This window comes from Myroides sp. (assembly GCF_032073645.1).
GTDB lineage: Bacteria > Bacteroidota > Bacteroidia > Flavobacteriales > Flavobacteriaceae > Flavobacterium > Flavobacterium odoratimimum.
This window is the reverse complement of the sequence record NZ_DAMANB010000013.1, coordinates 13,800-25,927: the sequence shown is the minus strand read 5'-3', so window position 1 is coordinate 25,927 and position 12,128 is coordinate 13,800. Positions and strand designations below refer to the sequence as shown.

The 12,128-nt window shown below is 34.4% G+C and carries 15 protein-coding genes; 13 read left to right on the top strand and 2 right to left on the bottom strand.

The features are described 5' to 3' along the window. Entirely contained in the window at window positions 1-438 is a 438-nt protein-coding gene (gene mobA / locus RT228_RS10705; RefSeq protein ID WP_073063019.1) for a conjugal transfer protein MobA, read from the bottom strand. A gap of 668 nt (window positions 439-1,106) precedes the next feature. On the opposite strand from mobA, the gene RT228_RS10700 reads away from it, so the two are divergent. From RT228_RS10700 to RT228_RS10685, 4 genes are read left to right on the top strand one after another with little or no spacing between them, the layout of a single operon-like run. Then, complete coding sequence (locus RT228_RS10700; protein ID WP_006266609.1) at window positions 1,107-1,874, top strand: ParA family protein; 768 nt, start codon at window positions 1,107-1,109, stop codon at window positions 1,872-1,874. Between the two features lie 12 nt (window positions 1,875-1,886). Continuing rightward, window positions 1,887-2,318, top strand: coding sequence for a DUF3408 domain-containing protein (locus RT228_RS10695; RefSeq protein WP_006266610.1), 432 nt, complete (start codon window positions 1,887-1,889; stop codon window positions 2,316-2,318). Then, window positions 2,318-2,605: a DUF3408 domain-containing protein gene (locus tag RT228_RS10690; protein ID WP_058699395.1), complete on the top strand. Its 288-nt coding sequence runs from the start codon at window positions 2,318-2,320 to the stop codon at window positions 2,603-2,605. Before RT228_RS10695 ends, RT228_RS10690 begins: the two co-directional genes overlap by 1 nt. Before the next feature lie 3 nt (window positions 2,606-2,608). Next, a complete protein-coding gene (locus RT228_RS10685; protein ID WP_313138659.1) occupies window positions 2,609-3,118 on the top strand; it encodes a hypothetical protein in 510 nt (169 codons plus the stop codon). 84 nt (window positions 3,119-3,202) lie between these two features. Here the strand turns inward: RT228_RS10685 and RT228_RS10680 are convergent, their stop codons facing one another. Next, window positions 3,203-3,880: a DUF6904 family protein gene (locus tag RT228_RS10680; RefSeq protein WP_006266613.1), complete on the bottom strand. Its 678-nt coding sequence runs from the start codon at window positions 3,878-3,880 to the stop codon at window positions 3,203-3,205. Between the two features lie 288 nt (window positions 3,881-4,168). Here RT228_RS10680 and RT228_RS10675 point away from each other — a divergent pair, with 288 nt between their 5' ends. From RT228_RS10675 to traN, 9 genes are all read left to right on the top strand, one after another. After that, window positions 4,169-4,477 carry a DUF4134 domain-containing protein gene (locus RT228_RS10675; RefSeq protein WP_006266614.1) on the top strand — a complete coding sequence of 103 codons (309 nt, stop codon included), beginning with the start codon at window positions 4,169-4,171 and terminating at the stop codon, window positions 4,475-4,477. Window positions 4,478-4,487: 10 nt separating this feature from the next. After that, entirely contained in the window at window positions 4,488-4,832 is a 345-nt protein-coding gene (locus tag RT228_RS10670) for a DUF4133 domain-containing protein (RefSeq protein ID WP_006266615.1), read from the top strand. Next, complete coding sequence (locus RT228_RS10665; RefSeq protein ID WP_006266616.1) at window positions 4,816-7,320, top strand: TraG family conjugative transposon ATPase; 2,505 nt, start codon at window positions 4,816-4,818, stop codon at window positions 7,318-7,320. Before RT228_RS10670 ends, RT228_RS10665 begins: the two co-directional genes overlap by 17 nt. A gap of 101 nt (window positions 7,321-7,421) precedes the next feature. Further along, on the top strand, window positions 7,422-8,030 hold the full coding sequence (locus RT228_RS10660) for a DUF4141 domain-containing protein (RefSeq protein ID WP_394333466.1): 609 nt from the start codon (window positions 7,422-7,424) through the stop codon (window positions 8,028-8,030). 2 nt (window positions 8,031-8,032) lie between these two features. After that, complete coding sequence (gene traJ / locus RT228_RS10655; RefSeq protein WP_006266618.1) at window positions 8,033-9,028, top strand: conjugative transposon protein TraJ; 996 nt, start codon at window positions 8,033-8,035, stop codon at window positions 9,026-9,028. A 7-nt stretch (window positions 9,029-9,035) separates the two neighbouring features. Then, window positions 9,036-9,659 (top strand): conjugative transposon protein TraK, encoded by a 624-nt coding sequence (gene traK, locus RT228_RS10650; RefSeq protein ID WP_006266619.1) that lies wholly within the window; start codon window positions 9,036-9,038, stop codon window positions 9,657-9,659. Between the two features lie 13 nt (window positions 9,660-9,672). Then, window positions 9,673-9,957 (top strand): hypothetical protein, encoded by a 285-nt coding sequence (locus tag RT228_RS17970; protein WP_006266620.1) that lies wholly within the window; start codon window positions 9,673-9,675, stop codon window positions 9,955-9,957. After that, window positions 9,935-11,218, top strand: a complete 1,284-nt coding sequence (gene traM, locus RT228_RS10645; protein ID WP_006266621.1) for a conjugative transposon protein TraM — start codon at window positions 9,935-9,937, stop codon at window positions 11,216-11,218. Before RT228_RS17970 ends, traM begins: the two co-directional genes overlap by 23 nt. Window positions 11,219-11,241: 23 nt before the next feature. Then, complete coding sequence (gene traN, locus RT228_RS10640; protein WP_006266622.1) at window positions 11,242-12,120, top strand: conjugative transposon protein TraN; 879 nt, start codon at window positions 11,242-11,244, stop codon at window positions 12,118-12,120. Window positions 12,121-12,128: the final 8 nt, after the last annotated feature.

Sequence of the window (12,128 nt, the reverse complement as noted above, 5' to 3'; positions counted from 1 at the left end):
CTAACGCTGTTTTTTCAGATGTTTGGCTTCAAATTCTTCGGTTAGCTGGATGATTTTCTGACACAACATTGCCATTTCAGCCGTCTGCTTTTCCAATTTGTACAGGAAAGCTGCGGCTTTCTTTTCCGAAAAATGACGGTACAACAGCTTTACAATCTGATTATAATTGATACCTATTGCCCGAAACTGGCTGTGAAAAGAAGTCAGTCGCATATAAAAATCAACCGTTCCTTTATCAATTTTGACCGACTTCATTTCCTTTCCGAACACTTGCGAAATGATAAACTTTGCTTTATTGGGCATTCCCGATGCTTCAAAAAGCGATAAAAGTTTGGCATTTTCCTCATCTGTCAATCGGAAAACGTGGCGGTGGGTGCTTGGGTTGAGCTTGGGCTTACGACCGCCCTTATTCTGTTTGCTGTTATTGTTCTCGTTCATCACTAATCCATTTATAATTCACACGAAAAGCCGACTTCGGAGGGTTTTTCTGCTCCCTGCAAGGGCAAGTTGTTTTGAGGCACTAAACTCGGTTTAGAGTGCCTCAAAACACAACTTGCTCTTATCTTTCGATGTGTAAATACACCAATTTTACAAAGTAAAATCTAAAGTGATTTCATATTAGTAAATCACCCACTATTTGACACTAAAGTGCCAAGTACAACCATAAAATTCCATTTAAAGTTTTCAATCTGTATATATACTTTCTTTGTCGTAAGATAGTAAAGTAAGTTTTGCAATTGTCTTTTAAATAGCGCTTTAAAGCTTTTTTAAAATGATTTTTCAGTAAAAAATTAAAAGAGTAAAGTTTGAAAACGATAAAACATTTTTTACAGTTTATGCTTTTTAAAAGAACCTGTTTACAAGGTTGTAAAAAAACGAAGAAGCTAAAGCTTAAAGTAAAAATTGTTTTTGTAAAGTAAGAGGTATCATTTTGAATAAGCTCAGTTAATTGATAAATATTGCTTATTTAAAACAAGGTTTACAATATTACTGTAACGAAACAGTGAATCAAGTATTACTTAGTAAAAACAAAACGCTATGTTTTAAACGATCTAAAACTTACAACTATCCATAATGTAAAACCTAAACCATTAAAAATGTACAATATGGAAACAGTAAAACAACCTTTAAAAATTAGCTTTTATACACAAAAAGGCGGAGTAGGTAAATCTACTTTAACAACACTCTTAGCTAGTCAGCTTCATTATCGATTAGGCTATAATGTTCTTGTTATGGATTGTGATTTTCCTCAGAACAGTTTGGTTAATATGAGAGAGCGTGACAAGGATAGTATCATGCAAAATGAATATTACAAACAAGCTGCTATTAAGCAGTTTCAAACATTAAAAAGAAAAGCATACTCGATTATCAAATGCAAGGTTGAAGAAGCCTTAGAAGTTGCTGAGGCTACTATGAAAGAATTAGATCAAACTTTTGATGTGGTATTCTTTGATTTACCTGGGACAGCTAACACTAAAGGAGTATTATCCACCTTAAATCAAATGAATTACATCTTTAGTCCAATTATCGCAGATCGATTAGTTGTAGAGAGCACTTTAGGTTTTACTAAAGCTTTTGCGGAATTACCAAAAAGTAAAGAAAACTCCATTAAACAACAGTTGTGGCTTTTTTGGAACCAAGTGGATGGAAGAGAGAAGACTGAATTATATAATAGTTATGAGACTGTGATTAAACAATTAGACCTTCCTATTATGAAGGCGAGAATAAAAGACAGTAAACGCTTTAGAAAAGAAACAGAAGCTAAAGGCAAGTATGTGTTTCGATCAAGTTTACTACCTGCGGATAACAGCCTTATGAAGGCTACGAATTTATCGGAGTTTGCCGATGAGTTTTTACGTATTACTAATCTTTAAATCTAGCATGTAATGAAAGAGCAAAACACATCAAAAAAGGGGACTCAAAATGAATTACTCGATGAAGACTACCTAATGAATATTATGAGTGGTGATATAGAAGTTAAGTCTGCAAAACAAGTTAAACCTATTGTAGAGGAAAAAGAAGAACCAGTAACCCAAAAACAAGTACCACAGAAAAAAGAGAAGAAACCAAAGAAAGAAGTAGCAATTACTAAATATCAAGAACTCTTTTTGATTAATGACTTCCCATCAACAAGAGCTGGCAAGGTAGTTTATATAAGGCCAGAATACCACGAAGTACTACTTCGTATAACGCAATTAGCTAAAGAAGAGAAAACAACTCTGTATTCATATTTAGACAATATTTTAAAGCAACATCTACAAGATTACAGCCAAGAGATTACCCAATATTTTAATGACAAATTTAAACCTATTTTATAATGAGAAAATTTAAACACTTTAGGAAAGCAGCTCAAGTACAAACAACTAAGAGCAAAGAGAATTATGTTGATACTTTTTTAAAAGAAACATCAACCAGAGCCAGAGATGGAAAAACGGTCTACATCCGACCAGAGTTTCATGAAAAACTCACTCGTATTGTTCAAGTCATAGGAGAGGACAAAGTTTCTATTTATGCATACTTAGATAATCTGCTTGATAATCACTTTGAGGAGTTTTCACAGACGATTGTAGAAAAATTTAACCAGAAGTATAAACCTATTTTTTAACCCATGGAAATAGTTATAATAATCAGTCTTGTGCTTGTTATCACTCTTCTGTTATTAGATAAAAATAAAACCAACAAACAAGAGAACCAATCTAAAACAGAAGAGCCACCTTTTAAACAAGATGTATCCATCAGCATTATAGGAGAAAGTAAACCAGTCATCCTAAAGCAATCGCTAATGAGTCAAACAGAAGAGGAGCTTGACTTAGAAGAGGAAGAAAAAGAACTAAGTGAGAGTTTACAACCTGTAGATCATGAATTTACTCAAAGGGTTAGTACAGATGAACTTAATAGTTTTGTTAGGTCTATTGAACAAGAGTTAATCAATGAGACTACAGTAAAAACAGCTAAAAAAATAGAAGGCTCAGAGTTATTGGAATTACTTCAACAGGCGATACCTGATTCTGCTCAAACCATAGCAAAGTTATTAGATCAATCCTTAAAGGAAAAATCACCAAAAAAAGAAGAAGAAGTAATAGGTAGTGAGGATTTTAATATCAATGATTTTATATAACAAAGACAGTGTTTAGTTTTAAAAATTAAACACTGTCTTTGTTTATTACAAATTCTTATGTAGGCTTAAAAGACATTTATTCCTCTACCATTTCACACTATCATAATCAAATGTATCATCATCCAATTCCAGATTCGAAGCAATTGTATTTAATTTTTTCGCGTCTTTTTCTAATTCAGTTTTGTATGCTAAATATTCAGATGTTCCAAAACAAGCTTTCTTTAATAGTTCAGGTAATTGTCTAAAGGCTTTTTTACCTCCATTTAATAAGAAATAATCAAGGTTAATTCTTCTCATGTAGATATACAAGCAATCATTAGAAGCGTCAATACTACCTGTTATGTAGTGAGACAAGTTAACTGCTCCATTAGGATCATAACTATACATCGCTTTTTCTAACCAATATTCTAATTGCAATAGATTTGATAATTGAAGTTTATTGATGTTAAAATAACGTGCGTTGTATCGAACAGCATGCAGAAAGAAAAGTCCGTGTATCCAAGATATTCGACATCCAAAATAAGGTGTATCATTAAAATGGAAATGAGTGCCTGTACGCTCTAATCTATTGCCTTGAAAAGCCTTTCGGATTTCATATAGCATACTTGTTATAATAGATTCTCTTGAGTTAAAATCTGGCTGATCTAAGTACTCTTCATTATTCCATAATCCATCAAAGGAATTATATAAAGAAGATAAATCTTCATAAGATCCCCATAATTCAAAACCAATACCGTTTTTGGTTGCTAATAGATAAAACATATTACACCGTTAGTTTAAAAATAAATACCCCACTTGTTGCTTGTTCTCTTACAATGACTATATCAATCCTTATACCTGTTGCTAAAAAACGGAATTATTCTTTTTGTAATTAAAACAAAGTAAGTGATAAACAAACCTACAAAAAAAGATTGACCTGTAATTATAGGGCTACCTAAAAGCCAAACATAACCCCAAACTTCCACAACTCCTACCTCAAACAGTTTTCAAAGGACATTTACCGAAGTATCATGCAAAGGGCATGATTATAACTAATTAAATGTCATTCTTATGAAAACAAAAACAATCAAACAAAGGCTTTTTTTAGTACTTATCGTATTAAGTAGTTTACCACTATTGGCTCAAGGAAATGGAGCTGCAGGAATCACAGAAGCTACCCAAATGGTCACCTCGTATTTTGATCCAGCCACTAAACTTATCTATGCTATTGGAGCAGTAGTTGGTCTTATTGGAGGGGTAAAGGTTTATAATAAATTCTCTAGTGGAGATCCCGATACAAGCAAGACAGCAGCAAGCTGGTTTGGAGCTTGTATTTTTTTAATTGTAGCTGCTACAATCCTTCGCTCGTTTTTCCTTTAAAACTACGCTTATGAAAAAGTATAGTATCAATAAAGGCATTGGAGCCAGTGTGGAATTTAAAGGGCTCAAAGCACAGTACCTGTTTTATTTTGCTGGAGGACTCTTAGGTAATCTCATCCTTGTTATGGTTTTGTATATGGCAGGGGTAAACAACATAGTGTGTTTAACTCTTGGCCTTAGTTCATTAGGCTACCTTGTTTACAAAGTATTTTCACTAAATAAGAAATACGGTCAGTATGGACTTATGAAACTTCAGGCTAGAAAATACTTTCCTAGGTATATCATCTCAAGAAAAGAGGTCAAAGGGTATTTAATTACAAACTTAAAATTAAGAAACTATGAGAAATACAGCTAAGACAAATACTTTAGAGCGGATGTTTCCGATTCTATCGGTTGAGAATAACTGTATGGTTTCCAAGCAAGGAGATATAACGGTTTGTTATAAAGTGATCTTACCAGAGATATTTACTATCTCAGATAAAGAATATGAAACTATTCACAGTGTGTGGCATAAGGCGATTAAAACCCTTCCTGAGTTTACTGTGATACACAAACAAGATTGGTTTGTAAAAGAGAGTTATGAGGCTGATTTTAAAGACGAGCAGCAGAGCTATTTAAGTAGAAGCTTTGAAAGGCATTTTAATGAACGTCCCTATCTGAATCACAGCTGTTATCTCTTTATCACAAAGACAACTAAGGAACGAATTAAAAGTCAGAGTAATTTTTCATCACTAACAAGAGGGGAGCTTATCCCAAAAGAGATTAGGGATAAAGACACTGTTCAAAGCTTTTTAGAAGCTACCACTCAACTGGAAAAGATTGTCAATGATAGTGGACTTATTCAGTTAATGAAACTATCAGAAGAAGACATTATCGGCTCAGAAGATAAAAGCGGACTCATAGAGCAGTACCTAACGCTAAGTCACAGTAAAAGAGGAAGTCTTCAGGATATTGCTATTAGTTCGGATGAGGTGAGAGTAGGAGATAATCGTATCTCTTTGCATACTCTTTCAAGTACGGATGATCTGCCAAGTGAGGTGTCGTATTTATCTCGCTATGAAAAACTATCAACCGATAAAAGCAGTATGGCTTTGTCGTTTGCTTCTCCTGTTGGACTTTTGCTTAACTGTAACCATATCTATAATCAGTATCTGTTTATAGAGGATAGTGATTACAATTTAAAGCAATTTGAAAAGTCGGCTAAAAATATGCATTCCCTTGCTAGATACAGCAGAGCGAATCAAATAAACAAGCAGTGGATAGAAGAATATTTAAATGAGGCTCATAGTAAAGGACTAACATCCATTAAAGCTCACTTTAATGTAATGGCATGGTCTGATGATAAAAACGAGCTTAAACAGCTTAAAAACGACGCAGGAAGTGCAATCGCTTCCATGGAGTGTGTGCCAAGACACAATACAGTGGATGCTGCGACGCTTTACTGGGCTGGTATGCCAGGGAATAGCGCAGACTTCCCAAGTGAAGAGAGCTTTTATACCTTCATAGAGCCTGCACTGTGTTTTTTATCGGGGGAGACCAACTATCAAAACTCGCTATCTCCCTTTGGTATTAAAATGGCGGATCGCTTAACTGGAAAACCAATTCACTTAGATATCTCAGACTTGCCGATGAAAAAGGGAATTATCACTAATCGCAACAAGTTTATCTTGGGACCTTCGGGAAGTGGTAAGAGCTTTTTTACCAATCATATGGTACGGCAATACTATGAGCAGAATGCGCATGTCTTGCTTGTTGATACAGGGAACTCTTACCAAGGCTTATGTGAACTAATTAATGGAAAAACAAAAGGGGAGGATGGAGTGTACTTTACCTACACGGAGGAGAACCCAATTGCTTTTAATCCTTTTTACACTGACGATGGGGTATTTGATATTGAAAAAAGAGAGAGTATTAAGACTCTTATCTTAACGCTTTGGAAGCGTGATGACCAGCCGCCCTCACGAGCTGAGGAAGTAGCGCTTTCAAACGCAGTAAGTGGATACATTCAAAAACTTCAAAATAGCAATATAAAACCAAGCTTCAATACTTTCTATGAGTATATCAAAACTGATTACAAAGCTGAGTTAGAAAACAAACAAGTTAGAGAAAAAGACTTTGATCTGGCGAACTTTTTAAATGTGCTTGAACCCTACTATAAAGGAGGTGAATACGACTATTTATTAAACTCCGAAAGCGAGCTTGATTTACTTAACAAACGCTTTATCGTCTTTGAAATTGATAGCATCAAGGATCACAAAATTCTGTTTCCCATTGTGACAATTATCATCATGGAAGTGTTTATAAATAAGATGCGACGTCTTAAAGGACAACGTAAACTAATCTTAATAGAAGAAGCTTGGAAGGCTATAGCCAAAGAGGGGATGGCAGATTATTTACGCTACCTTTTTAAAACCGTTAGAAAGTTCTTTGGTGAGGCAATTGTGGTGACTCAAGAGGTGGATGATATTATCCAATCTCCAATTGTAAAGGAGAGTATCATCAATAATTCAGATTGTAAGATACTTCTTGATCAGCGCAAATACATGAACAAGTTTGATGATATACAAGCTATGCTTGGACTTACTGACAAAGAAAAAGCTCAAATCCTCTCTATCAACTTAAACAACAATCCAAACCGTCTTTACAAAGAAGTATGGATTGGTTTAGGAGGTACTCACTCTGGTGTGTATGCTACAGAAGTGAGCTACTCAGAGTATTTAGCTTATACCACAGAGGAGACTGAAAAAATGCAGGTCATGAACCTAGCCAAAGAACTCGATGGTAATGTAGAGATGTCTATAAAACGCCTTGTACAAGAAAAACAACAAGAGTATAACCAGTAATACTTTATCCCAATTTCTTTAAAGGGAAAACAGAGTAGATAATTAATAGAATAAACAATCAATTAAAACATATCACGATGAAAAAACTATTACAGGTAGTAATGGTAGCTATGCTACTTATTCTACCAATACAGATAAATGCTCAGTGGGTAGTTACCGATCCCACTAATTTGGCATCTGGCATATTAAACAGTGCTAATGAAATTATACAGACTTCTTCAACAGTTAGTAATGTCATTAAAAATTTTAAAGAAGTAGAGAAGGTCTATAAACAAGGGAAGGAGTACTATGATAAGCTCCAAGCAGTAAATAATCTTGTCAAGGACGCAAGAAAGGTTCAACAAACGGTACTCTTAGTAGGAGACGTTTCAGAGCTATATGTCAAGAACTTTGGCAAGATGCTTAATGATCCTAATTTCTCTGCTCAAGAACTTGTAGCTATTGCTAATGGATATTCAGTGTTACTTCAAGAAAGCACAGAACTAGTCAAGGAACTCAAGCAGATTGTAAGCGCCTCGAGTCTTTCTTTAAATGATAAAGAGCGTATGGATATTATAGATAGAGTTTACAAAGAAGTAAAAAACTATCACAACCTTGTTAGTTACTATACCAGAAAGAACATTGGCATCAGCATCTTAAGATCGAAGAAGAAAAATAATACTCAAAGAGTACTTGATCTATATGGAACCTCGAATCAAAAATACTGGTAGTTATGGGAGATAGTAATTTACATGAGGTACTTCAGAACCTCTATTATGATATGATGCCACTTACAAGTCAGATGGTATCTGTGGCTAAAAGCTTAGCAGGTCTTGGTGCTCTTTTTTACATTGGTATAAAAGTATGGCAAGCCTTAGCAAGAGCTGAGCCAATTGATGTGTACCCGATGCTCAGACCCTTTGCTTTGGGCATGTGTATTATGTTTTTTCCAACCCTTGTTCTTGGAACATTAAACACGGTCTTAAGCCCTGTGGTTAAAGGTACACATCAGATTTTAGAACGTCAAGTGATTGATATGACTTCTTTACAAAAGCAAAAAGATATTTTAGAAAAAGAAGCGATGCTAAGAAATCCTGAGACAGCTTATTTAGTTTCTGATGAAGAATTTGATAAAAAGCTTGATGAGCTTGGGTGGTCTCCATCTGATTTAGCTGCTATGACAGGAATGTATTTAGAGAAATGGCAATATGAGTTTCAAAAAAACCTAAGGGATGGTTTTAGAGAGATATTAGAAATGCTCTTTCAAGCATCAGCTCTTGTTATTGACACGATTCGGACTTTCTTTTTGGTAGTGCTGTCCATACTTGGTCCAATTGCCTTTGCTATTTCAATATGGAGTGGTTTTGAATCTATGCTTCTGCAATGGCTCACACGGTATATCAGTGTGTATCTCTGGCTTCCCGTAGCCGATTTATTTAGTGCAATGCTAGCTAGAATTCAATCTCTAATTATCGAAAGAGATATGCAGATGCTTTCAGATCCAAGTTTTGTCCCTGATACCTCTAATACTGCGCATGTTATTTTTATGATCATCGGCATTGTAGGATATTTTACTATTCCAACAGTTACGGGTTGGGTAATTCAAGCAGGTGGAGCAGGAAACTTTATGCGCAACATGAATAAGACTGTATCTACTACTGGTAATATGGCTACAGCAGGAGCAGGGGCAACAGTAGGTAATATTTCAGGACAACTAATTAAAAAATAAAGGTATTATGGAATTTAAATCACTTCGAAATATAGAAAATAGTTTTAAACAGATTCGGCTTTATGCTATTGTATTTGCATCGGTTTGTCTTTTAGTAGTTGGATTTACTATCTACAAAAGCTATGACTTTGCTAAAGAGCAACGAGAGAAGATTTATGTGCTTGACAAAGGTAAATCACTTATGCTTGCCCTATCTCAAGACGCAAGTATAAACAGACCAGTAGAGGCAAGAGAACACGTAAGGCGTTTTCATGAGCTATTCTTTACCCTCTCACCTGAGAAGGCAGCAATAGAAGGTAATATGCAAAGAGCGTTTAACCTTGCTGATAAAAGTGCTTTTGATTACTACAAAGATCTTCTTGAAAAAGGATATTACAGTCGGGTAATTTCGGGAAATATTCAACAGCGAGTTGAGGTAGATAGTATTAAAATAGACTTTAATAATTATCCCTATAAAGCGATGACCTATGCTACCCAGTATATCATACGATCAAGTAATCTCACCAAGAGGAATCTTGTAACAAGTAGTCAGCTTATATCTGCGGTTAGGTCTGATAATAACCCGCAAGGATTTATTATAGAAAAGTTTACCGTTGTTGAGAACAAAGACTTAGAAGTTATTAAACGCTAAAAAAAACATGACTATGAATAAGTTACAACTTTTAAGATATAGCTATTCCAGTAGGCTACAGACCTATTGGAATAACCTCTCAGTAAAAATACAACAAGTTTTATTACTTACTGTATTTACATTCTATAGCCTTGTTTGCTTTTTTATTGTAAAGACAAGCTTTAGTTCTAAACTAACATCAGATAGTCAAGAGAAACAAAACAATATCAGACCTGTTAAGTATTTGCTTGAAAAGCAAAAGGTAAAATCAAAATCAACTATTAAAATCAAGAGTTATGAATCACAATCAAACAGATAAAACCCATCAGATAGAGAAAGTGCCTAAAGAAAATAAGGTATTTCAAGGTATAATTGAAAAACACAAAAAACACATTGTCTTTGCTTTAATGGGCATTGTGTTTTTAGGGGCTATGTATCTTTTGTTTAAACCAGAAGATAAGGAGCTTATCACACATAATGACTCAGTTCCCGAAGCAATAACACAGGGGATGCCCACAGATAAGGTCAAAGCTTATGAAAAAGAGCTATGGGAGCAGAAACAACAAGAAAATGAAAACCAGATGCAGTCCTTAGCGGATTATTGGAATGAGTCTCAAGAAGAGTCTAATAGCACTTATAATCACCAAGATTACAACGAGGAGCCTACTTACACGCCTTATGAGAGATCTTATCAGAACTATAAGCAAAACCAAGAGGTGCTGAGTAGTTTTTATGATAATACAGAAAATCCTGAAACTGATAAGCTTAAAAAGCAAATAGAAGAGTTAGAGAAACAATTAGAAGAAAAAGATACTCCAACGCCTATTACAATGGATGGTCAATTAGAGCTTATGGAAAAGTCTTTTCAGATGGCAGCTAAGTATTTGCCAGGTGGTCAAAATCAAACTGAATTACCATCTTCAAATGAAACTACGAATGTGAAAACAATTTCAAGTAAAAAACAGGCTATAACAGTGGTTGATAAAACCAGTAAAGATATTGTCTCTTCACTTGTAAAACCGATGAGTTTACAGGATTTCTTACCTATCAATATTCAATCAAATCAAACCTTTTATACTGCTGAAGGAGAACGTAAAACACAAACTCATAAAAACAGTATAAGAGTCAGTATCAAAGAAGATCAGGTTATTATAAACGAAGGTTACATCAAACTAAGACTCTTAGAGAGCATTGTTATAAACGGAGCTCTATTATCTGAAACAAGTACGCTGATTGCTAAAGTCAAAGTAAACAGTGGACGATTAGAGCTAAGTGTAAACTCTATTAAAATCGACGATATCATCATTGATACAGAGCTTATTGGTTATGATAACTATGGGCAAAAAGGACTTGAGGTACTAGACCTTCAAGAGATAAGCGCTTCAAAAGAAATCATCGCCAATATGGGACAAACAGCTGGCACGAGTATATCGATGAGTAAATCAGCTTCTGACCAAATAGCAGGAGATCTAACCAAAGGACTCATTCAAGGCGTATCAGGATACTTTTCAAAGAAGGTAAAAGCTCAGAGAGTAACGCTAAAACAAGGGCAAGAGCTATTTCTTGTTCCAAAAGAATAATAATCAAGTAAAAAAAAATCATTATGAAAACAATTATTAAATATATGCTACTGTGTTTGCTAACTGTAAATACAGTAAACGCTCAAGAGAATAATAAATCTATCAATCTATCTAATGCTGAGGTAACACCATATAAGATAGAGCTTACCCAAAACAAAACAACTCACATACTTTTTCCAAGTAGTATTGAATATGTAGACTTAGGAAGCAACGAAATTATAGCCAATAAAGTAGAAGCTACCTCTAATGTACTTCGATTAAAAACTGTAAAAGAAGCTATCTCTTCAACAAACTTTACAGTTATTACAAACGATGGTAAATACTATAGTTTCAATGCTAGCTACAATGAAGAGCCCATGTTACTTAGTTATGATTTAACCAAGTTTGAAAAACAGAATAGTAAACAGCAAAGTGAAGTTCTATTCAAAGATTTAGGTAAGACAGCTCCAAGTTTAGCTTATCTTTTGATGAAAGCAATTATCAAAAAGAATAAAAAGGAGCTAAACATTAAAAGCAAAACATACGGGGTAGAAGCAAGGTTAAAGAGTATTTATACTCAAGATGGTAAACTTTACTTTCACATCTCAATTACTAACAAAAGCAATCTACCCTATGAAGTTGAGTATATTAGTTTTAAAATCAAAGATAGAAGAACCTCAAAGCGAACTACAATTCAAGAAGTAAGTTTAAAACCGATTAGGATTTATAGTGATTTTCAAACGATTAGTAGTCATAGTAAACAAGATAATGTTTTTATGTTAGATCAATTTACTTTGTCTGATAAACAGGTACTTTTGATTGAGATTAAGGAGAAGAGTGGGGTGAGGAATCAGCTTTTGAAAGCAAAGAGTTCGGATATTTTAAAATCAAAGCAAATAAAGAATTTAAGTATTAAACATTAGAGTTAAAA

Coding starts and splice junctions, on each gene's coding strand:
- traM (WP_006266621.1), top strand. CDS start 9,935: ATGAATCACAATCAAACAGATAAAACCCATCAGATAGAGAAAGTGCCT.
- mobA (WP_073063019.1), bottom strand. CDS start 438: ATGAACGAGAACAATAACAGCAAACAGAATAAGGGCGGTCGTAAGCCC.
- RT228_RS10675 (WP_006266614.1), top strand. CDS start 4,169: ATGAAAACAAAAACAATCAAACAAAGGCTTTTTTTAGTACTTATCGTA.
- RT228_RS10685 (WP_313138659.1), top strand. CDS start 2,609: ATGGAAATAGTTATAATAATCAGTCTTGTGCTTGTTATCACTCTTCTG.
- RT228_RS17970 (WP_006266620.1), top strand. CDS start 9,673: ATGAATAAGTTACAACTTTTAAGATATAGCTATTCCAGTAGGCTACAG.
- RT228_RS10680 (WP_006266613.1), bottom strand. CDS start 3,880: ATGTTTTATCTATTAGCAACCAAAAACGGTATTGGTTTTGAATTATGG.
- RT228_RS10690 (WP_058699395.1), top strand. CDS start 2,318: ATGAGAAAATTTAAACACTTTAGGAAAGCAGCTCAAGTACAAACAACT.
- traJ (WP_006266618.1), top strand. CDS start 8,033: ATGGGAGATAGTAATTTACATGAGGTACTTCAGAACCTCTATTATGAT.
- RT228_RS10670 (WP_006266615.1), top strand. CDS start 4,488: ATGAAAAAGTATAGTATCAATAAAGGCATTGGAGCCAGTGTGGAATTT.
- traN (WP_006266622.1), top strand. CDS start 11,242: ATGAAAACAATTATTAAATATATGCTACTGTGTTTGCTAACTGTAAAT.
- RT228_RS10700 (WP_006266609.1), top strand. CDS start 1,107: ATGGAAACAGTAAAACAACCTTTAAAAATTAGCTTTTATACACAAAAA.
- RT228_RS10660 (WP_394333466.1), top strand. CDS start 7,422: ATGGTAGCTATGCTACTTATTCTACCAATACAGATAAATGCTCAGTGG.
- traK (WP_006266619.1), top strand. CDS start 9,036: ATGGAATTTAAATCACTTCGAAATATAGAAAATAGTTTTAAACAGATT.
- RT228_RS10665 (WP_006266616.1), top strand. CDS start 4,816: ATGAGAAATACAGCTAAGACAAATACTTTAGAGCGGATGTTTCCGATT.
- RT228_RS10695 (WP_006266610.1), top strand. CDS start 1,887: ATGAAAGAGCAAAACACATCAAAAAAGGGGACTCAAAATGAATTACTC.